At 61.1% G+C, this 21,702-nt stretch carries 22 protein-coding genes; 11 read left to right on the top strand and 11 right to left on the bottom strand.

Annotated elements, in window-relative coordinates:
* Positions 1–44: 44 nt before the first annotated feature.
* The gene (locus J5M72_RS11130; RefSeq protein ID WP_169431311.1) at positions 45–2,366 is read left to right on the top strand and encodes a response regulator; all 2,322 of its coding nucleotides are present in this window, start codon (positions 45–47) and stop codon (positions 2,364–2,366) included.
* Here the strand turns inward: J5M72_RS11130 and J5M72_RS11135 are convergent.
* From J5M72_RS11135 to msrB, 3 genes are all read right to left on the bottom strand, one after another.
* Positions 2,350–2,811 (bottom strand): MarR family transcriptional regulator, encoded by a 462-nt coding sequence (locus tag J5M72_RS11135; protein ID WP_169431312.1) that lies wholly within the window; start codon positions 2,809–2,811, stop codon positions 2,350–2,352. The two genes, J5M72_RS11130 and J5M72_RS11135, sit on opposite strands and share 17 nt — an antisense overlap.
* A complete protein-coding gene (locus J5M72_RS11140) occupies positions 2,808–3,293 on the bottom strand; it encodes a glutathione peroxidase (RefSeq protein WP_085730592.1) in 486 nt (161 codons plus the stop codon). Before J5M72_RS11140 ends, J5M72_RS11135 begins: the two co-directional genes overlap by 4 nt.
* A gap of 101 nt (positions 3,294–3,394) precedes the next feature.
* Positions 3,395–3,790: a peptide-methionine (R)-S-oxide reductase MsrB gene (gene msrB, locus J5M72_RS11145; protein ID WP_085730678.1), complete on the bottom strand. Its 396-nt coding sequence runs from the start codon at positions 3,788–3,790 to the stop codon at positions 3,395–3,397.
* 225 nt (positions 3,791–4,015) lie between these two features.
* Between msrB and J5M72_RS11150 the strand changes: the two genes are divergently transcribed.
* Both J5M72_RS11150 and htpX read left to right on the top strand, forming a co-directional pair.
* Positions 4,016–5,227, top strand: a complete 1,212-nt coding sequence (locus J5M72_RS11150) for a pyridoxal phosphate-dependent aminotransferase (RefSeq protein WP_169431313.1) — start codon at positions 4,016–4,018, stop codon at positions 5,225–5,227.
* Positions 5,228–5,531: 304 nt separating this feature from the next.
* Positions 5,532–6,419: a protease HtpX gene (gene htpX / locus J5M72_RS11155; protein ID WP_169431314.1), complete on the top strand. Its 888-nt coding sequence runs from the start codon at positions 5,532–5,534 to the stop codon at positions 6,417–6,419.
* A 54-nt stretch (positions 6,420–6,473) separates the two neighbouring features.
* Here htpX and J5M72_RS11160 read toward each other — a convergent pair whose 3' ends face one another.
* Positions 6,474–7,130 (bottom strand): thiopurine S-methyltransferase, encoded by a 657-nt coding sequence (locus J5M72_RS11160; protein ID WP_207865475.1) that lies wholly within the window; start codon positions 7,128–7,130, stop codon positions 6,474–6,476.
* 103 nt (positions 7,131–7,233) lie between these two features.
* Here J5M72_RS11160 and J5M72_RS11165 point away from each other — a divergent pair, with 103 nt between their 5' ends.
* Positions 7,234–8,001, top strand: coding sequence for a class III extradiol ring-cleavage dioxygenase (locus tag J5M72_RS11165; RefSeq protein ID WP_207865476.1), 768 nt, complete (start codon positions 7,234–7,236; stop codon positions 7,999–8,001).
* A gap of 89 nt (positions 8,002–8,090) precedes the next feature.
* On the opposite strand, the gene J5M72_RS11170 is transcribed toward J5M72_RS11165, so the two are convergent.
* A complete protein-coding gene (locus J5M72_RS11170; RefSeq protein WP_007955707.1) occupies positions 8,091–9,764 on the bottom strand; it encodes a DEAD/DEAH box helicase in 1,674 nt (557 codons plus the stop codon).
* A 421-nt stretch (positions 9,765–10,185) separates the two neighbouring features.
* Here J5M72_RS11170 and J5M72_RS11175 point away from each other — a divergent pair, with 421 nt between their 5' ends.
* Positions 10,186–10,977, top strand: coding sequence for a crotonase/enoyl-CoA hydratase family protein (locus J5M72_RS11175; RefSeq protein ID WP_169431317.1), 792 nt, complete (start codon positions 10,186–10,188; stop codon positions 10,975–10,977).
* A gap of 3 nt (positions 10,978–10,980) precedes the next feature.
* Here the strand turns inward: J5M72_RS11175 and J5M72_RS11180 are convergent, their stop codons facing one another.
* Entirely contained in the window at positions 10,981–11,736 is a 756-nt protein-coding gene (locus J5M72_RS11180) for a spermidine synthase (RefSeq protein ID WP_207865477.1), read from the bottom strand.
* A 150-nt stretch (positions 11,737–11,886) separates the two neighbouring features.
* Here J5M72_RS11180 and J5M72_RS11185 point away from each other — a divergent pair, with 150 nt between their 5' ends.
* Positions 11,887–13,233, top strand: coding sequence for a 3-deoxy-7-phosphoheptulonate synthase class II (locus J5M72_RS11185; protein ID WP_169431319.1), 1,347 nt, complete (start codon positions 11,887–11,889; stop codon positions 13,231–13,233).
* A gap of 18 nt (positions 13,234–13,251) precedes the next feature.
* Here J5M72_RS11185 and J5M72_RS11190 read toward each other — a convergent pair whose 3' ends face one another.
* On the bottom strand, positions 13,252–14,472 hold the full coding sequence (locus tag J5M72_RS11190) for a winged helix-turn-helix domain-containing protein (RefSeq protein WP_207865478.1): 1,221 nt from the start codon (positions 14,470–14,472) through the stop codon (positions 13,252–13,254).
* Between the two features lie 64 nt (positions 14,473–14,536).
* Positions 14,537–14,752 (bottom strand): DUF1127 domain-containing protein, encoded by a 216-nt coding sequence (locus J5M72_RS11195; protein ID WP_207865479.1) that lies wholly within the window; start codon positions 14,750–14,752, stop codon positions 14,537–14,539.
* 97 nt (positions 14,753–14,849) lie between these two features.
* On the opposite strand from J5M72_RS11195, the gene J5M72_RS11200 reads away from it, so the two are divergent.
* Positions 14,850–15,704, top strand: coding sequence for a LysR substrate-binding domain-containing protein (locus J5M72_RS11200; protein ID WP_007908606.1), 855 nt, complete (start codon positions 14,850–14,852; stop codon positions 15,702–15,704).
* On the opposite strand, the gene J5M72_RS11205 is transcribed toward J5M72_RS11200, so the two are convergent.
* Complete coding sequence (locus J5M72_RS11205) at positions 15,694–16,443, bottom strand: sulfite exporter TauE/SafE family protein (RefSeq protein WP_169431321.1); 750 nt, start codon at positions 16,441–16,443, stop codon at positions 15,694–15,696. The genes J5M72_RS11200 and J5M72_RS11205 overlap by 11 nt on opposite strands.
* Before the next feature lie 112 nt (positions 16,444–16,555).
* On the opposite strand from J5M72_RS11205, the gene J5M72_RS11210 reads away from it, so the two are divergent.
* The 4 genes from J5M72_RS11210 to J5M72_RS11225 all read left to right on the top strand — a co-directional run bounded on the left by J5M72_RS11210 (position 16,556) and on the right by J5M72_RS11225 (position 19,798).
* On the top strand, positions 16,556–17,512 hold the full coding sequence (locus tag J5M72_RS11210; RefSeq protein ID WP_169431322.1) for a LysR family transcriptional regulator: 957 nt from the start codon (positions 16,556–16,558) through the stop codon (positions 17,510–17,512).
* Between the two features lie 83 nt (positions 17,513–17,595).
* A complete protein-coding gene (locus J5M72_RS11215; RefSeq protein ID WP_207865480.1) occupies positions 17,596–18,060 on the top strand; it encodes a MarR family transcriptional regulator in 465 nt (154 codons plus the stop codon).
* Positions 18,061–18,331: 271 nt separating this feature from the next.
* Positions 18,332–18,751: an organic hydroperoxide resistance protein gene (locus J5M72_RS11220; RefSeq protein ID WP_207865481.1), complete on the top strand. Its 420-nt coding sequence runs from the start codon at positions 18,332–18,334 to the stop codon at positions 18,749–18,751.
* Between the two features lie 33 nt (positions 18,752–18,784).
* Positions 18,785–19,798: an alpha/beta hydrolase gene (locus J5M72_RS11225; RefSeq protein ID WP_207865482.1), complete on the top strand. Its 1,014-nt coding sequence runs from the start codon at positions 18,785–18,787 to the stop codon at positions 19,796–19,798.
* Positions 19,799–19,863: 65 nt separating this feature from the next.
* Here J5M72_RS11225 and J5M72_RS11230 read toward each other — a convergent pair whose 3' ends face one another.
* Both J5M72_RS11230 and earP read right to left on the bottom strand, forming a co-directional pair.
* Complete coding sequence (locus J5M72_RS11230) at positions 19,864–20,433, bottom strand: elongation factor P (RefSeq protein WP_003226785.1); 570 nt, start codon at positions 20,431–20,433, stop codon at positions 19,864–19,866.
* A gap of 48 nt (positions 20,434–20,481) precedes the next feature.
* Complete coding sequence (gene earP, locus J5M72_RS11235) at positions 20,482–21,624, bottom strand: elongation factor P maturation arginine rhamnosyltransferase EarP (RefSeq protein ID WP_207865483.1); 1,143 nt, start codon at positions 21,622–21,624, stop codon at positions 20,482–20,484.
* Positions 21,625–21,702 lie beyond the last annotated feature (78 nt).

Below are 21,702 nucleotides of genomic sequence, written 5' to 3' on the forward strand. Positions count from 1 at the left end.
CTATGCTTGAGCAGCGAAGGGAAACGTAAGTGGTTCAACACCCCATGGATATCAAATTCACCCACCGGCTGTCTTATAAGCAAGCCAGGCTTACCGTGCTGGTCGGGTTCATTCTGGGCACGCTGCTCAGTCTGCTGCAAATTGGCATCGATTATGCCAGTGAAGACGCCTCCATCAACCGTGAAATCCTTTCTCTGCTGGAAATCAGCCACAACCCGGCGTCACGCATCGCCTACAACATTGACGCCGAGCTCGCCCAGGAACTCACATTGGGCCTGTTGCGTTCACCGGCGATCATTTCCGCGCAACTGACCGACAACAACCAGACGGTGCTGGCCAGCGTCAAGCGGCCGGAGCTGCAAAGCGGTTACCGGGTCATCAGCGACTTCCTGTTCGGCGCCAAACGCGAGTTCGAAGACCGGCTCTATCTCGACCACTTGCCCAATGAGTCTCTCGGCACCCTGAGTCTGGAAGTGGATACCTACGCCTTCGGCAGCCGCTTCCTGCGCCGGGCCGAAGTCACGCTGCTCAACGGTTTCGCCCGTAGCCTGATCCTGACCGGCATCCTGCTGGCATTGTTCTATGTGATGCTGACCAAGCCGCTGGTGCGGGTGATCCGCGAACTCAGCGGGCGCGATCCGCGCAGTGCCGAACCGACCACGCTGGAATGTCCGGGTGGCCACGCCAACGACGAGATCGGCGTGCTGGTGAAGGTCGCCAACCAGCAGTTCGAGAACATCGCCACGGAAATCCAGCAACGGCGCACCGCGGAAAACCGCCTCACCGACTACCTCGCTCAACTCGAAGACATCGTGTCGGCCCGCACCGCCGAACTGAAGGCCATCAATGCCCGCCTCAGTCAGTCCAACGAGGAACTGGAAGTGGCCCGCAGCACGGCGCTGGACATGGCCGAAGCGCGCTCGGCGTTCCTGGCCAACATGAGCCACGAGATCCGCACCCCGCTCAATGGGCTGCTGGGGATGATCGCGCTGTCCCTCGACGGCCCGCTGACCGGCGAACAGCAGCAGCAACTGTCCATCGCCCACGACTCGGGCAAGGTGCTGGTGGAGTTGCTCAACGATATTCTTGATCTATCGAAATTCGATGCCGGGCAACTGGAGCTCGAACACATCCCGTTCGATCTGGGCTCGCTGATCGAAGACACGGCCAACCTGCTGTCGCAGAACGCCGCACCCAGCGTCGAGCTGACGTGTCTGATCGATCCGCACTTTCCGGCGCTGGTACTCGGCGACCCGACCCGGGTCAGGCAAATCGTCAGCAACCTGCTGTCCAACGCACTGAAATTCACCCGCTTCGGCCGGGTGGATGTGCGTCTGTCGACCTGGAAGGACGGCGTGCGCATCGAGGTATGCGATACCGGTATCGGCATCGCCCAGGAAGCCCAGGTGAAGATATTCCAGCCCTTCACCCAGGCCGGGGCCGGTATCACCCGCCAGTACGGCGGCACCGGTCTGGGCCTGGCACTGACCTACAACCTGTGCGAAGCCATGGAGGGACGCCTGACGATCAGCTCCGAAGTCGGTTTCGGCAGCCAGTTCTGTGCCGAACTGCCGCTGCCCTGTCATACCCGCGCCGTCATTCCGGCACCGCTGCATGGCAACGTTCTTGCCATTTCCACAGCGGCCAGCGGCCTCTCGGAACTGCTTCGCAGCCTGCTGCCGGTCTGGGGCCTGACGTACGAACAGCGCACGATGGACGACTCGCTGATTGGCCTGAAGCCGGACATCATCATCACCGACTGCCCCGAATGCCTGTTCGGTCTGCGGCCGACCATGACGGCACCGATCCTGCTGGTAACAGCCTACGGCAGCTTCATGCCCGGCGAAGAAGCTGCCGCCCTCGCTCCACTGCAACAGCAGGCCCGCCCACTGGCACGCAACGCGCTGTACCAGAATCTGCGCAGAACCCTGCAACCGGACATCATCACCATCGATCGTGCGCGGTTCGAAAGTACGCCGTCACAACGCCGCGGGCGGGTGCTGCTGGTGGAGGACAACCCGGTCAACCAACTGGTGGCCAAGGGCATGCTCGGCAAACTCGGCTGCGAGGTCATCGTCGCGGCCCATGGTGCAGAAGCGCTGGATCAACTGGAACACCACGAATTCGACCTGGTGCTGATGGACTGCAACATGCCGGTGATGGACGGCTACGAAGCGAGCCGGCAGATCCGCCAGAGCGGCCGCTGGCCCCACTTGCCGATCGTGGCGCTGACCGCCAACGCCATGTCCGAGGAGCGTGAACGCTGCCGGGCGGCAGGCATGAGCGACTACCTGGCCAAGCCGTTTCGCCGCGAGGAACTGGCAGCGCTGCTGGATCAGTGGATACCGACTACGACAGCGCTTTGATTTGCCCTAACAGATGGTCAAGTCCGGTGCGCAGTTCGTTGAGTCGATCCAGGTCCACACCGCTGTCGCACAGCAACCGGTCCTTCAGCGGCCCGACCTGCTCGCGCAGCGCCTGGCCCTCAGGCGTGAGGCTCAAGTGAACCTCACGCTCGTCCCGCGCCGAACGCTGTCGCTGCACCAGTTGCAACTGCTCCAGACGCTTGAGCAGCGGCGTCAGTGTCCCGGAATCCAGCGCCAGGCGCTCGCCCAGCGCCTTGACGGTCGGTTGCTCCGGTGCCGCTTCCTGCCACTCCCACAGCACCAGCATCGCCAGGTATTGCGGGTAGGTCAGGCCGAGCTGGTCGAGCATCGGCTTGTAGGCACGGATCACCGCTCGGGAGGCGGCATACAACTTGAAGCACAGCTGACTGTCGAGCTTCAGGGCATCGGTTGACAGTTCATTCATTTGAGCAGGGCTTCGATCTCGCGGCTCAAGTCCTGCGGCTTGGTGGCCGGGGCGAAGCGCTTGACCAACTGGCCGTCCTTGCCGATCAGGAATTTGGTGAAGTTCCACTTGATACCCTGGGAGCCCAGCACGCCCGGCGCGCGTTTTTTCAGTTGCACGAACAGCGGATGCGCACCGTTACCGTTGACTTCGATCTTCTTGAACAGCGGGAAGCTGACGCCGTAATTCAACTCGCAGAACTCGCTGATCGCCCCCTCGTTGCCCGGTTCCTGCTTGCCAAACTGATTGCACGGGAAGCCCAGCACCACCAGGCCCTGATCCTTGTAGGTCTGCCACAGCTCCTCAAGGCCCTTGTACTGTGGGGTAAAACCGCACTTGCTGGCGGTGTTGACCACCAGCACAGCCTTGCCGGCGAAATCGGCCAGGGTCTTTTGCTCGCCCTTGATGGTGGTGCACGGGATGGTCAGCAGGTTATCGCTCATGGTGCGCACTCTGGAAAGTTGAGAAGCTGCAAAAATAGCGAGCAATTGAATTGTGTGCAATTCAATTATCCGACAGGCGATCCGTCGATCGCCCGCATCGGTTACTCGCGCGGCACCAGATCCAGGCACACCGAGTTGATGCAGTAACGCAGCCCGGTCGGCGGCGGGCCGTCGGGGAATACGTGGCCCAGGTGCGCATCGCATCGGGCGCACTTGACTTCGGTGCGGATCATGCCGTGGCTGGTGTCACGGATTTCGGTCATCGCGCTCTCGCCGATCGGTGCGTAGAAGCTCGGCCAGCCGCAACCGGAGTCGAATTTGGTCTTGGAATCGAACAGCGGCTCATTGCAGCACACGCAGTGATAGACACCGTCGGTCTTGGTGGCGTTGTATTTGCCCGAGAACGGTCGCTCGGTGGCACTGAGACGACACACGTTGTATTGCTCCGGGTCGAGCATCGCGCGCCATTCTTCCAGGGTCTTTTCTATCTTTTCCATCATCACACCTCAGCGGCTGAAAAAGCCCGATCTGTACCTTTTCCACGGATCGGGCGGCACGTATGATTGCGCCTCGTCACACGCCAGTCTGGCAGCGGGATCCTGCGCATTCAAACGGATTGTTGGAAACCGCCGCTCAAGACGCCTGCCTGTGTGAAGACGCAGGATTCCCAGCACGGTTGTCCATTCGCCGCCTGGATCGTTCATTTTCGGGATCACATCGCCATGCAGTTCAGCAAATCGAACAAGCTCGCCAACGTCTGCTACGACATTCGCGGCCCGGTGCTCAAGCACGCCAAACGCCTGGAGGAGGAAGGCCATCGCATCCTCAAGCTGAACATCGGCAACCCGGCGCCCTTTGGTTTCGAAGCGCCGGACGAAATTCTCCAGGATGTGATCCGCAACCTGCCGACCGCCCAAGGCTACAGCGACTCCAAAGGCCTGTTCAGCGCGCGCAAGGCCGTGATGCAGTACTACCAGCAGAAGCAGGTCGAAGGTGTCGGCATCGAAGACATCTACCTGGGCAACGGCGTGTCCGAGCTGATCGTGATGTCGTTGCAGGCGCTGCTCAACAACGGCGATGAAGTGCTGGTGCCGGCGCCGGACTATCCGCTGTGGACCGCTGCCGTGAGCCTGGCCGGCGGTAACGCGGTGCATTACCTGTGTGACGAAGGCGCCGACTGGTTCCCGGACCTGGCCGACATGAAGGCCAAGATCACCCCGAACACCAAGGCCATGGTGATCATCAACCCGAACAACCCGACCGGCGCGGTGTATTCGAAGGAAGTGTTGCTGGGCATGCTGGAACTGGCCCGTCAGCACAACCTGGTCGTGTTCTCCGACGAGATCTACGACAAGATCCTTTACGACGATGCCGTGCACATCTGCACCGCGTCCCTGGCACCCGATCTGCTGTGCCTGACCTTCAACGGTCTGTCGAAGTCGTATCGCGTGGCAGGTTTCCGTTCCGGCTGGATCGCTATCTCCGGACCGAAACACAACGCCCATAGCTACATCGAAGGCATCGACATGTTGGCCAACATGCGCCTGTGCGCCAACGTGCCGAGCCAGCACGCGATCCAGACCGCACTCGGCGGCTACCAGAGTATCAACGACCTGGTGCTGCCACAAGGCCGCCTGCTGGAGCAGCGCAACCGCACCTGGGAGTTGCTCAACGACATTCCCGGCGTGAGCTGTGTGAAGCCGATGGGCGCCCTGTATGCATTCCCGAAAATCGACCCGAAAGTCTGTCCGATCCACAACGACGAGAAATTCGTGCTCGACCTGCTGCTCTCCGAGAAGCTGCTGGTGGTGCAGGGTACGGCGTTCAACTGGCCGTGGCCGGATCACTTCCGTGTCGTGACCCTGCCCCGTGTCGATGACCTGGACATGGCCATCGGACGCATCGGCAACTTCCTCAAGTCCTACCGCCAGTAACCGGACATCGGTGCGTAACGAGCCTTTCGTTGCGCACTGTCTGATTCAGCAACACTTCTGCCCTGCCCCCTTCCGTACGCCTTCTACACTTTCGATTCGTATCGATCACGCGAGCTTGACGCAATGGCCGTGGGCGGCGCATGGCTGTCGTCCATGTCGGCTCAGGGGGTGGGAAATGTCCCGCACACTGCAGAACCCGATGTAGGACACAGTTTGAAATAGTCACCCGGTTGAATCGCCCGGTGCCGCACCTTATATACCCCGCAGTACGCTACATCTTTAGCTTGAGGAGATTTCTACAACCATGATGCGCATCCTGCTGTTTTTGGCCACTAACCTGGCGGTCGTGCTGATAGCCAGCATCACCCTGAGCCTCTTCGGCTTCAACGGGTTCATGGCGGCCAACGGGGTTGACCTCAACCTCAGTCAGCTGCTGGTTTTCTGTGCAGTCTTTGGTTTCGCCGGTTCGCTTTTCTCGCTATTCATCTCCAAGTGGATGGCGAAGATGAGCACCAGCACCCAGATCATCACCCAGCCGCGCACCCGCCACGAACAATGGCTGCTGCAAACCGTCGAGCAACTGTCCCGGGAAGCAGGGATCAAGATGCCCGAAGTCGGGATCTTCCCGGCCTACGAAGCAAACGCCTTCGCCACCGGCTGGAACAAGAACGACGCACTGGTTGCCGTCAGCCAGGGTTTGCTGGAGCGTTTCTCGCCCGATGAAGTGAAAGCGGTGCTGGCCCACGAAATCGGCCACGTCGCCAATGGCGACATGGTCACCCTGGCGCTGATCCAGGGCGTGGTGAACACCTTCGTGATGTTCTTTGCGCGGATCATCGGTAACTTCGTTGACAAGGTGATCTTCAAGAACGAGGAAGGCCAGGGTATCGCGTACTACATCGCGACCATTTTCGCCGAACTGGTTCTGGGTATCCTGGCCAGCGCGATCGTGATGTGGTTCTCGCGCAAACGGGAATTCCGTGCCGACGAAGCCGGTGCCCGCCTGGCCGGCACCAGCGCGATGATCGGCGCTCTGCAACGCCTGCGTGCCGAACAGGGCCTGCCGGTGCACATGCCTGACACCCTGAACGCCTTCGGCATCAATGGTGGCATCAAACAGGGGTTCGCCCGTATGTTCATGAGCCACCCGCCGCTGGAGGAGCGTATCGACGCCCTGCGTCGTCGCGGCTGATCAGCCCGGCTACAAACAAAAGGCCCGCAGTGATGCGGGCCTTTTTTGTGCCTGTTACTGAGCGGCCAGCCGGTACACCCGCTCCTCCAGCCTTGTCACTCCCGCCTGCAGGAACTTCCCGCTTTCGCTCAACACATCCTGTCCCTCCAGCGCCTCCACCGCCCAGTCGCCACCGAACAGCTGCTGCACCTCACCATCTGTCACCGCAAACGGTGGCCCAGGCATCTGAGCCTGATCGTAATCCAGCGTGATCAGCAAACCACGCAGGCCCGTCGGCAGGATGCTCAGCAAATGCGCGGCATAGCGCTCGCGCATCGGCGCCGGCAAGGCAATCAGCGCGGCCCGGTCATACAGCGCCGTGCAATCAGCCACATCGCTCGCGGACAAGGCAAAGAAGTCCCCACACCACAACTCGATCACCCCGGCCCGATAAACCTTGAAGCCACCCTCTTCGCTGATTTGCGGCTGTAGTTGCTGCTCGCGGAAGAAATCCTCGACAGCCTTCTCGGACAACTCAACACCGAGAACCCGATGCCCCTGACCGGCCAGCCACAACAGATCCAGGCTTTTCCCGCACAACGGCACCAGCACCCGCGACTGAGGCGGGATTGCCAGACCGGACCAATGTCGCTGCAAATAAGGGTTCACTTCGGGCTGATGAAAGCCGATCTGGTTCGACTCCCACTTCTTGTGCCAAAACTCCGGCTGCATGCTTCCCCCCTAAGAATTCGATCAAAAAGCATTAAAACTTATATTGGAATTAGATCAATGAACTGACTGAAGATGAACCATCTTAACGCTCAGGAACCCTTCCATGTTTCCCAGCCTGTTTATCTCCCACGGCTCGCCCATGTTGGCGCTGGAGCCCGGCGCCAGCGGCCCGGCCCTGGCGCGTCTGGCCGCCGAACTGCCACGCCCGAAAGCCATCGTCATCGTTTCCGCCCACTGGGAAAGCCATGAGCTGCTGGTCAGCAGCCATCCGCAACCGGAAACCTGGCATGATTTCGGCGGTTTCCCCCGCGCGCTGTTCGAAGTGCAGTATCCGGCACCGGGCAATCCGCAACTGGCCCAAGCGGTCGCTGAACGGCTGACCGCCAACAACCTGCCCGCGCGCCTCGATCCGCAACGGCCCTTCGACCATGGCGTATGGGTGCCACTGTCGCTGATGTATCCGCAAGCCGATATCCCGGTGGTTCAGGTCTCCCTGCCCAGCCGTGGCGGCCCGGCACTGCAGACACGTGTCGGCCAGGCGCTGGCAGGCCTGCGCGAACAAGGCATTCTCCTGATCGGCTCCGGCAGCATCACCCACAACCTGCGTGAACTGGACTGGCATGCCGGCCCGGAAAGCGTAGAGCCGTGGGCACGGGATTTCCGCGACTGGATGGTCGACAAGCTCGCCGCCAACGATGAAGCCGCCCTGCACGACTACCGCCAGCAAGCGCCGAGCGCCGTGCGCGCCCATCCGAGTGACGAGCACCTGTTACCGCTCTACTTCGCTCGTGGCGCTGGTGGTGATTTCGGCATTGCGCACCAAGGGTTCACCATGGGCGCGCTGGGCATGGACATCTACCGCTTCGGCTGACGAGCTCGGTCCCGGCTCGAATCGCAGGCAAAAAAAATCCCCGAACCAGTCGGGGATTTTTTTGTTCGATCAATCAGCCCAGAGGCGGATCAATCTTCGCGGTAGCGACGCAGCTTCAACTGCTTGCCGGCAACGCGAGTGTCCTTCAGTTTGGTCAGGAGTTTGTCCAGACCATCTTCCGGCAGCTCGACGAGGCTGAAGCTGTCACGCACCTGGATGCGACCGATGGCTTCACGCGCCAGACCACCTTCGTTGAGGATGGCGCCCAGCAGGTTTTTCGCCGCGATACCGTCACGCGCGCCCAGCGCGGTACGGCAACGGGCACGGCCTTCGCCCAGCGGCATCGGTGCACGACGCTCACGATCACCACGGTCCGGACGATCACCGGAACGCTCAGGACGGTCGCCACGTGGCGCGCTGTTCGGCACCAGTGGACGTTCCTTCTCGATAGCTGCCAGGTTCAGCGCCTGACCATTGGTGGCCTTGCGCAGCAGAGCGGCAGCCAGGGCACGCGGGGTGCAACCGATGTCGGCGGTCAGGCGATCCAGCAGATCACCGTGAGTCGATTCGGCGTCAGCCACCAGCGGCGACAGGCTGTTGGTCAGTTTCTTGATGCGGGCATCGAGAACGGCCTGAGCGTCCGGCAGACGCACTTCGGCAACTTTCTGACCGGTTACACGCTCGATAACCTGCAGCATGCGGCGCTCACGCGGAGTCACCAGCAGCAGCGCGCGGCCTTCGCGACCGGCACGGCCGGTACGGCCGATACGGTGCACGTAGGATTCCGGATCGTACGGCATGTCCACGTTGAATACGTGGGTGATGCGCGGAACGTCCAGACCACGGGCGGCTACGTCGGTCGCCACAACGATGTCCAGACGGCCATCCTTGAGCGAGTCGATCACGCGCTCACGCTGGTTCTGGGCGATGTCGCCGTTCAACGCTGCGGCTTTGTAGCCTTTGGCGTCGAGGGCGCTGGCCAGATCCAGGGTCGCTTGCTTGGTGCGCACGAACATGATCAGAGCGTCGAAGTCTTCCACTTCCAGCAAGCTGAGAACGGCAGAGGTCTTCTGGTCAGCGTGAACCAACAGGTGAGCCTGTTCGATCGCGGTAACAGTCTGAGTCTTGCTCTGGATCTTCACGTGCTTTGGATCGCGCAGGTGACGCTCGGCGATGGCACGGATCGATTGCGGCAGGGTCGCCGAGAACAATACGGTCTGACGGGTTTCCGGCATGGCCTTGAAGATGACTTCGAGGTCGTCCATGAAGCCCAGTTTGAGCATTTCGTCTGCTTCGTCGAGAACCAGGTGGTTCACGGTCTGCAGTACTTTTTCGTCGCGACGCAGGTGGTCGCACAGACGGCCCGGAGTGGCGACAACGATCTGTGCGCCATTACGGATTGCTTTCAATTGTGGGCCCATCGGCGCGCCGCCGTAGACAGCCACAACAGTTACGCCCGGCATTTGCTTGGCGTAGGTTTCGAAAGCGGTTGCAACTTGTAGCGCCAACTCACGAGTTGGGGCCAGGATCAGAGCTTGCGGCTCGCGCTTGGACGGATCAATGCGGTGCAGGATAGGCAGGGCAAAGGCAGCGGTTTTACCGGTACCGGTTTGCGCCTGACCAATCATATCGTGACCGGCGAGGATGATCGGGATCGACTGCTGCTGAATGGCCGAAGGCTCTTCATAGCCGGTAGCGACTACTGCAGCGACAATATTGGGATGAAGTTCAAGAGCGGCGAAGCCGCCGATTTCCTGGGTCATGGGTCTGCCTCTAAGTGCATCCGCAAAGACCCATGCTCCAAAGCTGCACATGCCGTGTTGAGACTCAAGAGTCGCCCTGGCAGCTTTGTCGGCGGGGATTTGCGAAAACGAATGAATGAAAAAGAATCGTCAAGGAAGAGCCCGCAGTGCGGACGTGCAGCCGAAGCTGACTTCGGGGAATTGCGCTACCTAAACGCGGCCCGGTTAAAGGCCGGCGCGCACTATACCGGAATTTGCCCGAAAAGGGAGCTTTTTTTATCGAGAAAAAACAGTTGTCACCGCTGTGTAACGGGGTTTTGCGGATAATCGTGCGACGGTCTATTTTTCAAAGGCCCGGCCCTGCGGGCGATGGCGCTTAAACGATTCACCGATGTGCGGCATGTGGTCGCTGCACCCTTTCTTCCCCTCCGAGGAAACACCCATGAATCAGCCCTGCCCCGGCCGCGTCAGCCGCGAGCGCCATGGTCACGTGCATTTGATCGGCCTGGACCGAGCAACCAAGCGCAATGCCTTCGACCTTGACCTGCTCAACGACCTGGCACTGGCCTACGGCGAATTCGAAGCCGACAGCGATGCGCGGGTGGCCGTGGTGTTCGGGCATGGCGAGCATTTCACCGCCGGGCTCGATCTGGTCAACGCCAGTTCCGCCCTCGCCCAAGGCTGGCAGGTGCCGCCCGGTGGTTGCGATCCATGGGGCGTGTTCGTCGGACCGAGAGTCAGTAAACCGGTGATCGTCGCCGCGCAGGGCTATTGCCTGACCATCGGTATCGAGCTGATGCTCGCCGCCGACATCAACCTGTGCGCCAGCAACACCCGCTTCGCCCAGATGGAAGTGCAGCGCGGGATCTTTCCGTTCGGCGGTGCGACTTTACGCTTTCATCAGGTCGCCGGCTGGGGCAATGCGATGCGCTGGTTGCTGACCGGCGATGAGTTCGATGCCCATGACGCCTTGCACCTGGGCCTGGTGCAGGAAGTCATGGCCAGCGAAGACTTGCTGCCTCGCGCCCTCGAACTGGCCGAACGGATTGCCCGACAGGCGCCGCTAGGCGTGCAGGCGACGCTGATGTCGGCGCGTCAGGCGCGCTATGAAGGCGAAACTGCGGCGGCTAAGAGCTTGCCGCCGTTGGTGAAGAAGTTGCTGGCCACTGAAGATGCCAAGGAAGGTGTGCGCTCGCTGGTGGAGCGCAGGCCCGGCGTTTTCAAAGGCCTGTGAAGATCAGGTCGCCGGACGGATGCAGTTGATCAACGACTGCAACGAGTAACCCAGCTTCGGTGCCAGCGCTTCAGCCCGTGCAGTCAGCGCCTGCATGTCCAGCACCTGATCGAGATCCGCCGGCACGATCAGAATGACGTTGCCCTCCTTCACCGGCAGCTCCCAGTAATGCCGGTGATAGAGCCCACGCAACAGCGCCGCTCCCAACGGCTTGCCGTCATCGGTGGCCCACTGGTTGATCACCAGCCAGCCACCGGGATTCAGACGTTTCTGACAATCACCGAGGAAATTCCACGCGAGGTGCGCGGCGCCCGGGCCGACATCGGTGTAAAGGTCGACGAAGATCAGATCCGCAGGTTCAGCCGTCGGCAGCAGTTCGATTGCATCGCCAACGCGGATGTACAACCGAGGATCGTCGTCCAGCCCGAGATATTCGATGGCCAGGCGCGGCACATCGGGGCGCAGCTCGATGGCTTCAACGTCTTCCAGCGGCAGGAACTTGAGGCAGGCCTGGGTCAACGTCCCCGCACCCAGCCCGAGAAACAACGCACTCTCCGGTTGCTCATGGCACAACGCGCCAATCAGCATCGCCCGGGTGTAGTCGTACTCCAGCCAGCTCGGGTCGGCGGTAAACACGCAGCTTTGCTCGATGGCATCGCCGAACTCCAGAAAGCGGTAGTCGGCCACTTCCAGCACGCGAATCACGCCGAACTCATCCCGTACCTCGGCGAGCAACCGCTCGACGCGCTCCTCAGTCATTTCGTCTCCTGGTGGTCACCGGGCGCGGTGACGCGATGGCACCGCTGTGGTGCCGTGGCAAAACGGCGATTGTCGGCGAAGCAGCGGGAGCAGGTCACGCACTAATTACTGCTAACATGGCCGTCCGTGCGTAGAACCTTAGAGACCGTGATGAGCCAACCCTGGAGCCCTGACAGCTGGCGCGCCTTGCCGATCCAGCAACAACCCCGATACCCCGACGCCGCGCACTTGCGCCAGGTCGAGCAGACGCTGGCCAGCTACCCGCCGCTGGTGTTTGCCGGCGAAGCGCGCGAGCTGCGTCGTCAGTTTGCCGAAGTCACCCAGGGCCGGGCGTTCCTGCTGCAGGGCGGCGACTGCGCGGAAAGCTTCGCCGAGTTCTCCGCCGCGAAGATTCGCGACACCTTCAAAGTGTTGCTGCAAATGGCGATCGTCATGACCTTCGCCGCCGGTTGCCCGGTGGTCAAGGTCGGGCGCATGGCCGGTCAGTTCGCCAAGCCGCGCTCGGCCAACGACGAGACCATCGACGGCGTGACGCTGCCGGCCTACCGTGGCGACATCGTCAACGGCATCGGTTTCGACTCCGCCAGCCGCGTGCCGGATCCGGAGCGTCTGCTGCAGTCGTATCACCAGTCCACCGCCACCCTCAACCTGCTGCGCGCCTTCGCCCAGGGCGGTTTTGCCGACCTGCATCAGGTGCACAAGTGGAACCTGGACTTCATCGCCAACTCGGCGCTGGCCGAAAAGTACAGCCACCTCGCCGATCGCATCGATGAGACCCTGGCCTTCATGCGCGCCTGCGGCATGGACAGCTCGCCGCAACTGCGCGAGACCAGTTTCTTCACCGCCCACGAAGCCCTGCTGCTGAACTACGAAGAAGCCTTCGTGCGCCGCGACAGCCTGACCAACGATTACTACGATTGCTCGGCGCACATGCTGTGGATCGGCGACCGCACCCGTCAGCTCGACGGCGCCCACGTCGAATTCCTGCGCGGGGTGAACAACCCGATCGGGGTGAAAGTCGGCCCGAGCATGAACCCCGACGATCTGATCCGCCTGATTGATGTGCTCAACCCGGACAACGATCCGGGCCGTTTGAACCTGATCGCCCGGATGGGCGCGAACAAGGTCGGCGATCACCTGCCGGCGCTGATCCGTGCGGTGCAGCGCGAAGGCAAGCAGGTGCTGTGGAGTTGCGACCCGATGCACGGCAATACCATCAAGGCCAGCAGCGGCTACAAGACCCGCGACTTCGCGCAGATCCTTGGCGAGGTAAAGCAGTTCTTCCAGGTTCACGAAGCCGAAGGCAGCTACGCCGGTGGCATCCACATCGAAATGACCGGGCAGAACGTCACCGAGTGCATCGGTGGCGCGCGGCCGATCACTGAAGATGGTTTGTCGGATCGCTATCACACCCACTGCGACCCACGGATGAATGCCGATCAGTCGCTGGAACTGGCGTTCCTGATCGCCGAAACCCTGAAACAGGTTCGTCGCTGAATGACGATAGGCGCTGACTCAGTCGACTTGAGCCAGCGCCCTTCGCAACCTTCCTGCACTTTCGCGCTGGCAATTGAGCTGCACCCGCTCAAGTCCCAACCAGTCCGCCATGCGCCGCAGGTTCAGCGCCAGTGCCTGCATCCCCGCGTCATCCAGTCCGGTTGCTTCCTCGTGCACCGCATGCACTGCCAGGCGCCCCGCCGCCCGTTCGGCGCGCAGGTCAACCCGCGCGGCAATCCGCTCGTTGTGCAGGAACGGCAATACGTAATAGCCGTAAACGCGCTTGTCCTGCGGCGTGTAAATCTCCAGCCGGTAGCGGAAATCGAACAGCCGCTCGGTGCGACTGCGCTCCCAGATCAGTGAGTCAAACGGCGACAGCAGCGCACTGGCTTCGACTTTTCGCGGGATTTTCGGCTCGGGCAGGCAGTAGGCAATCTGGCGCCAACCGGCGACTTCGCAGGTCAGCAGCTTCCCGTCTTCCACCAGTTCCGCCAGACGCGGGCGGGCATCGGCAGGGTTCAGGCGGAAGTAATCGCGCAGGTCTTTTTCCGTCGCCGCGCCCAGTGCCTCGGCCGCGTGCAACAGCAAACCGCGCTGCGCCTCGGCCTCATCGGGCAACGGCTGTTGCAACACAGAAGCCGGAATCACCCGCTCCGGCAAGTCATACAACCGCTCGAAGCCACGGCGCCCGGCGACGGTGACTTCGCCCGCGGCGAACAGCCATTCCAGCGCATGCTTTTCCGCACTCCAGTCCCACCACGGCCCGGCCTTTTCCTGGCGGGTCGACAGGCTGCCGGCGCCCAGTGCGCCCTGCTCCTCGACTGACGCCAGCACCCGGCGAATGGTGTCTTGTTGCTCGCGGCCGAAGCGCGCCAATTGCTGATAAATGTCTTCGCCGCGCCTGGCCCGCTGCATGCGCCAGCCCATCAACGGGTACATCGACAGCGGCAGCAAAGAGGCTTCATGGCCCCAGTATTCGAACAGCGAACGGCGTCGCCCCGAACTCCAGGCAGCCTGGTCGAGCAAGTCAGCAGAATAGGAACCGAGACGGGAAAACAGCGGCAAGTAGTGCGAGCGCACCACAGCGTTGACGGAGTCGATCTGCAGCAGGCCAAGACGTTCGATCAGCCGGTTGAGGTGCATGGCCTTGACAGCCGGCGGCTGGCGCCCGTGAAACCCTTGGGCAGCCAGTGCCAGACGTCGAGCCTGTTTAAGGGAGAAGGACAGAGTCGCGGGCATGTGTACCTCCATGTCTGCTCGCAACCTACCTCACTTGAAAGTGGTTTGTGTAGCGATGGCCTCATCATTTATGCATCGGATCGTCCCAGAACGGCCGAATCGCCTCATGTTCGACATCGGCACGGCTGACCCCGATGTCCTTCAACGCTTCGTCGCTCAGACTGGCAAGCAGCTCACGTTCGCGGTGCAATTCGTACCACCGGCTAAACTTGTGCAACAGATCGGAAACGATATGGCCGGAAAATTTTTCTTCGCCTGCAGACTCTCTTTGACCTTTCATCGTGTTGCCTCCTTTTTGGGATGGCTCAAGTCTCGCGCTGGCGCTACGATCAATCCAACGAATGTTTCTGATGGCATGCATCACGGAGATTCATCAATTGTCGGCGTACCCCAGTATCGATACCGATGTCCTGCGTACCTTTGTCGCCATTGCCGATCAGGGCGGGTTCACCCGCGCCGGCGAAATGGTCAACCGCACGCAGTCGGCAGTGAGCATGCAGATGAAGCGTCTGGAAGAGGACGTGTTGCAACGCCAGTTGTTCGAGCGTGACGGGCGTCAGGTGCGCCTGACCGCTGAAGGACAGGTACTGCTCGGCTACGCGCGGCGCATCCTGAAATTGCACAGCGAAGTGTTCAACACCCTGCGCGAGCCGCACATGGTCGGCACGGTACGCATCGGCACGCCGGACGATTACGTGATGCGGTTTCTGCCGGGGATCCTGTCGCGCTTCGCGCAGTTCTATCCGCTGATCCAGATCGAAGTGCATTGCGAATCGACCAAACAACTGCTGCAACGCACCGATCTGGACCTTTCAATCGTCACCCGCGAGCCGGGCAACGAGATTGGCCAGCTGCTGCGCAAGGAGCGTTTTGTCTGGGCCGAAGCGCAGAACTTCAGCGCCCACGAACAGACGCCGTTGCCGCTGGCGATGTTCAACAGTGATTGCTTCTGTCGCCTGTGGGCCTGCAATGCGCTGGACGCCATGGGCCGCGAATACCGGATCGCCTATAACAGCACCAGTCTTTCAGCGTTGATGGCAGTGGTGAGCGCGGGTCTGGCGATTACCGCGCAACTGGAAAGCCTGATCACTCCGGACATGCGCATTCTCGGTGCCGCCGAGGATCTGCCGCTGCTGCCCGAGGCCAGCATCATGCTGATCCGCAACCTCAACAATCCGTCGCCGATCACCGAATGCCTGGCCGAGCACATCGTCGAAGGCTTCAAACTTTAAAGGCGAGCATCACCGCGCACAGCACCAGGAACCCGCAAAACAGCCCGCGCAGGAGTTTTTCCGGCATTGCGTGGGCAACCTTCACGCCCCAACTGATGCTGGCCAGACCGCCGATGGCCAGCGGCAGCCCGATCATCCAGTCCACCTCGTGGTGCACGGCGTACGTCACCAGCGTGACACCGGTGCTCGGCAATGCCAGCGCCAGCGACAGGCCTTGAGCGACCACCTGAGTCGTGCCGAACAGGCTGGTCAGCACCGGCGTCGCCACCACAGCCCCGCCGACACCGAACAACCCGCCCATGGTGCCCGACGCCGCGCCGAGCACGCCCAGCCATGGCCATGAATAACGCATCTCGGAGGTCGCCGCCGGACGCGCGCCAAACATGCGCACGAGGTTGTAGGCCGACAATGCCACGAGGAACGCGACAAAACCGATGCGCATGGTTTGCGCGTCGATGCCCACGGCCCAGATCGAACCGATCCACGCGAAAAAGAACCCCATGACCGCCAGCGGCAACGCATGCCGGAGTTCAATGCGATTGCGCTGGTGATAACGCCACAGCGCCAGCATCACATTCGGCACCACCATCACCAGCGCCGTGCCTTGGGCGATCTGCTGATCGAGCCCGAACCACACGCCCAGCAAGGGGATGGCGATCAAACCGCCGCCGATGCCGAATATTCCCCCCAGTGTGCCGAGGGCAGCGCCAAACAACAGGTACAACAAAAACTCGATCACAGCGTAATTCCTCATACGTCAGGCGGTTCATCCTACGCAGTCGGCGCTGGCACGGAAACGCACAGCAACGCACAATGGCTGTGCCAAATCCGCATAGGCAATGAGCTGATTCATGAACCCCAATCAATTGACCGAACAACTCGGGCTGTTTCTCGATGTGCTGGAGAGTGGCAGTTTTTCTGCTGCCTCGCGCCGACATCCGCTGACACCATCTGCTGTCGCCCGGCGCATCGACAGTCTGGAAAGCGCTGTCGGCAGTCAGTTGTTTATTCGCAGCACTCACGCGGTGCGCGCCACGCCGGCCGGCCTGGCGTTTGCCGAACGGGCGCGGCGCATTGTGGCCGAGTTGCAATTGGCCCGGGCCGAAGCGGTGTCCCTGAGCAGCGCGCCGGAGGGTCTGATCCGGGTGGATGCGCCGGCGGCGTTCGGACGGCGGCATCTGGCACCGGTGATTGCCGATTTTCTGGTGCTGTACCCGGGACTGGATGTGCAATTGCATCTGATCGACAGCTTCGTCGACATGGACGGTTCGAACCTGGGCAAGGTCGATCTGGTGTTGCGCGCCGGGCAAATGGCCGACACCCGGCTGGTCGCCACACCGCTGGCGAGCATGGTGCGCATCGCCTGCGCCAGCCCTGACTATCTCAAGCGCCGGGGCGTGCCGAGCGAGCCCGCGCAATTGAGCGAGCATGACGGCCTCGATTGGGACGGCCTTGCCCCGCCCTTCGCCTGGCGTTTCGAACAGGACGGGCAGATGCAATTGCACCGCCCGGCGCGGGTGCGCATGAGCGCCAACAACGCCGAAGCGCTGGTTTGCGGTGCGCTCGCGGGACTCGGGATCGCACATCTGCCGACCTGGCTGGCCAGCGAATACCTGTTGCGTGGCGAGTTGTTGCCACTGTTCTGCGAAAACGGTCTGCCGCAACCGGAAAGTGCTGGCATCTATGCGCTGCGACTGCAGCAACAGGCCAGTTCCCGCAGCCGCCTGCTGCTGGAATACCTCAAGACCCGCTTCAGCCCCGTGCCACCTTGGGATCTGGCCCTGCAACGGGAGTTGGGCCGACACTGACCGAGTCGCCATCGACCACAATTGTCTGGCGCATTAAAGATTCGAGCGCTAGATTCATCTGCATCACCGTTCAAGGCTCCGACATGACCACCGACCGCAACACCACCGACCACTGCGAAGACCTGCTGCTCGACAATCAGGCCTGCTTCGCCCTGCATTCCACCTCGCTGATGATGACCAAGGTCTACAAGCCACTCCTGCAAGCGCTTGGCCTGACGTATCCGCAGTATCTGGCGATGATGGTGCTGTGGGAGAAGGATGGTTTGACCGTCGGGGAAATCAGCACGCGCCTGCTGACCGATCCGGGCTCGCTGACCCCGCTGCTCAAGCGGCTGGAAGGTGAAGGTTTGCTCAGCCGAACCCGCAGCCGGGAAGATGAGCGTGTGGTGATCGTTGAACTGACTGCCCAGGGACGCGCCTTGAAAGACAAGGCCCGAACCGTGCCGCAATGTATCCTGGGGGCCAGTGGCTTCACGCTGGAGCGTCTGCAAAACCTGCAAGCCGAGTTGCAGGCCTTGCGTGGTCATTTGCAGGACAGCCTCGCTTAAGACGCCTCCCTTTCCTGTGGGCGCAGCCTTGCGCCTGCAGGCGTCCCCCCTTCCCGGCTTATCACCGAAAAAATTTTCCTCTCGATTCACATTCAAAAAAACCTTCCATATCAAAAGCTTGAGATCACGACTCACCCTGATCCCAGTACGGGTTCGAGCTTTCTTCAAAAATTTATCTTGCGCACTAAATATTAGCGAAGTACATTTACTTCGCACCTAGTTAGCGCGCAAACAATTAGCGCAACAAACCACACTTGATGAGGCTCACACCATGCAAACTCTCTACACCGCAATCGCAACTTCCACTGGCGGCCGTGACGGTCGTGCGATCTCCAGCGACAACATCCTCGACGTCAAACTGGCCACCCCGAAGGAACTCGGCGGTGCCGGTGGCGCGGCTACCAACCCTGAGCAACTGTTCGCCGCCGGCTACTCGGCCTGCTTCATCGGCGCCCTGAAATTCGTCGCCAGCCAGACCAAACGCAAAATCCCGGACGACGCGTGGATCACCGCTCACGTCGGCATCGGCCAGATTCCTGGTGGTTTCGGTCTGGACATCGACCTGCACATCAGCCTGCCGGGTCTGGAACAGGCTGACGCACAAAGCCTGGTCGACGCAGCCCACCAGGTCTGCCCGTACTCCAACGCCACCCGTGGCAACGTCGATGTGCGTCTGCACGTCACCGTGTAATCACTGACACTCAGGCCCGTACAGGAAATGAATATGAACACTTTCAGCAAAGTCTTGACCGGTACCCTTCTCGCCCTGTCCATCCACAGCGCATTTGCCGGGGAGGTTGAGCACAACACCCAGGCGTTTCTCGATGTGCTGAATGCCGGCACCGGCAAACCGATGGAACAGCTGACACCCAAGGATGCCCGCGCCGTGCTGACGGGCGCGCAGTCCGGGGTCAAACTGACGCTGCCCAAAGCGGACGTCAGCGAGAAGACCATCCAGGTCGATGGCCAACCGTTGAGCCTGACCATCGTCCGGCCGGCCGGGGTCAAGGGCGAGCTGCCGGTGTTTATGTTCTTCCACGGCGGCGGCTGGGTGCTGGGGGATTTCCCGACCCACGAACGTCTGGTGCGGGATCTGGTGGTCGGCTCGGGTGCGGCGGCAGTGTTCGTCAACTACACCCCGTCGCCGGAGGCGCATTATCCGGTGGCGATCAACCAGGCTTACGCCGCGACCAAATGGGTGGCCGAACACGGCAAAGAGATCAACGTCGACGGCAAGCGTCTGGCGGTGGCGGGCAACAGCGTCGGCGGCAACATGGCGGCAGTTGTCGCCCTGATGGCCAAAGACAAAGGCACCCCGGCGATCAAATTCCAGCTGCTGCTGTGGCCGGTGACCGATGCCAGTTTCGACACCGGTTCGTACAACCAGTATGCCGAGGGGCACTTCCTCACCCGCAACATGATGAAGTGGTTCTGGGACAACTACACCACCGACGCCAACCAGCGGAACGAGATCTACGCCTCGCCGCTGCGGGCAACCACTGCGCAATTGAAGGGTCTGCCGCCCGCACTGGTGCAGACTGCCGGCGCCGATGTGCTGCGTGACGAAGGTGAAGCCTATGCCCGCAAACTCGACGAAGCCGGCGTGCCGGTGACCTCGGTTCGCTACAACGGCATGATCCACGACTACGGTTTGCTCAACGTAGTCAGCCAGGTACCGGCAGTGCGTTCGGCAATGCTGCAGGCCTCGGAAGAACTGAAGCAGCACCTGAAGCAGTAATTTTCATCAGGCACAAAAAAGCCCGACTCAATGGTCGGGCTTTTTCTTTGCGCAAAAACCAGTGCTTATTTGGCACGGCCTTTGTAGGAACCGCCTTCGCGGGTATCGATCTCGATCATGTCGCCGATTTCGATGAAGTCAGCAACCGACAGCTCGGTACCGTTCTTCAGTTTGGCAGGCTTCATCACCTTGCCGGAAGTGTCGCCGCGAGCGGAACCTTCGGTGTAGTCAACCTGACGCACGATGGTGGTCGGCAGCTCTACGGATACCAGACGCTCTTCGAAGAATACGGCTTCGCAAACGTCGGTCATGCCTTCTTCAACGAAAGGCAGAACGCTTTCGATGTCTTCGGCGTTCAGCTCGTACATGGTGTAGTCGGTGGTGTCCATGAACGTGTAGGTGTCGCCGCTGATGAAGGACAGGGTCGCTTCTTTGCGGTCGAGGATCACGTCGTCCAGCTTGTCGTCCGCACCGTAAACGGTTTCGGTCTTGTAACCGGTCAGCAGGTTCTTCAGCTTGGTCTTCATGATCGCGCTGTTACGACCCGATTTGGTGAATTCAGCTTTCTGAACCAGCCAAGGATCGTTGTCGATACGAATCACGGTACCGGGTTTGAGTTCTTTACCAGTTTTCATTGCGAATATCCGAATTTGGATGGGATTTACAAAAATCTAGGCCGCGTATCATATCCAATTTCGGTAAAACTGTACCAGCGCCGTCGCAAGATCGGCCTGCAAGGCCTGTTCCAGACACCATGCTTCGGCATGTTCCTGCAGTTCTGGCCAGTGTTTACGGGCCGCCAGCCAGTGATCGCCGATCGGCTGCCCGGAACTCCAGGCGTGCCAGAGACCGTTCATCGCCTCGGCAGCATCCGGCGAAAGGCCTTTCGTATAGAGCGCAAGGAAGGCATCCAGCTTGTCCAGATGGATATCTTCGTCCTGCTGATAGATGTGCCACAGCATCGGACGACCGGCCCACTGCGCGCGGACAAACGAATCCTCGCCGCGCACCGCGTTGAAATCGCAGCACCAGAGCAATTGATCGTATTGATCCTGCCGGACGAACGGCAACACCTGCACGGTCAGCGCCTGGCGCACATTCACCTCGCCGATCGCCAGCGACTCGACCCCGAGCCAGCGGGCGACGTCGCCAAGGATCCGCCCTTCCGGTACCAGCAGATGAGTGGGCGTCGAGTCCGCGGCCAGTACATCCAGCCAACTGGCAAGGCCGGCATTTTCGTAGGCGAACAGTGAGATCAACCGGGCATCGCCCGCAGGCTCCACACCCAGCCCCTGCAGGAATTGTCGCTGCGCTTCGCGATCCTGCTGAAACAGACGACGACGCTCCAGCAAACCGCTTTCACGCAACAAGCCGCCAGTGCCGGGCTGAAATCCCGGAAAGAAAAAGTACTTCTGCACCGTTTTGTATTTCACCGAAGGCAGGCCGTGGCAGCCAACCACCCAGTCTTCGGCGCTGAGATAGTCGAGGTTCATCCACAACGGTGGCGTTTCCCGTGCCGCCATGACATCCATGCAGGCAGTCGGCAACTGACAGGCGAATGCAGCGATCACCACGTCGGCGGCGTCCGTTTCCAGCCACTCGCCCGACCAGTGCCGGACCTCGACGCCCTCTTGCCACTGAGCTTCGAGGCGGATGTCGAGCGCCGGGCAAATCCGCTCGAACGCACGCAGGTCATCGACCCACAGTCGCACCGCCAGCGCATGCTCGGCCACCAGTTGCCTGGCCAGACGCCAGGTCACCCCGATATCGCCATAGTTGTCGACCACGGTGCAAAAGATGTCCCAGCGGGTTTTCGGTTGCGGCATTCAAGACTCCCGTTGGCAAAAGCGGCGATTGTCCGCATAAATGTCCGCGTGCAGAAGAGCCGACGACGATTAATCTTC

Source organism: Pseudomonas sp. 58(2021) (assembly GCF_017491585.1).
In the GTDB taxonomy this organism is placed as follows: Bacteria; Pseudomonadota; Gammaproteobacteria; order Pseudomonadales; family Pseudomonadaceae; genus Aquipseudomonas; species Aquipseudomonas fluorescens_BT.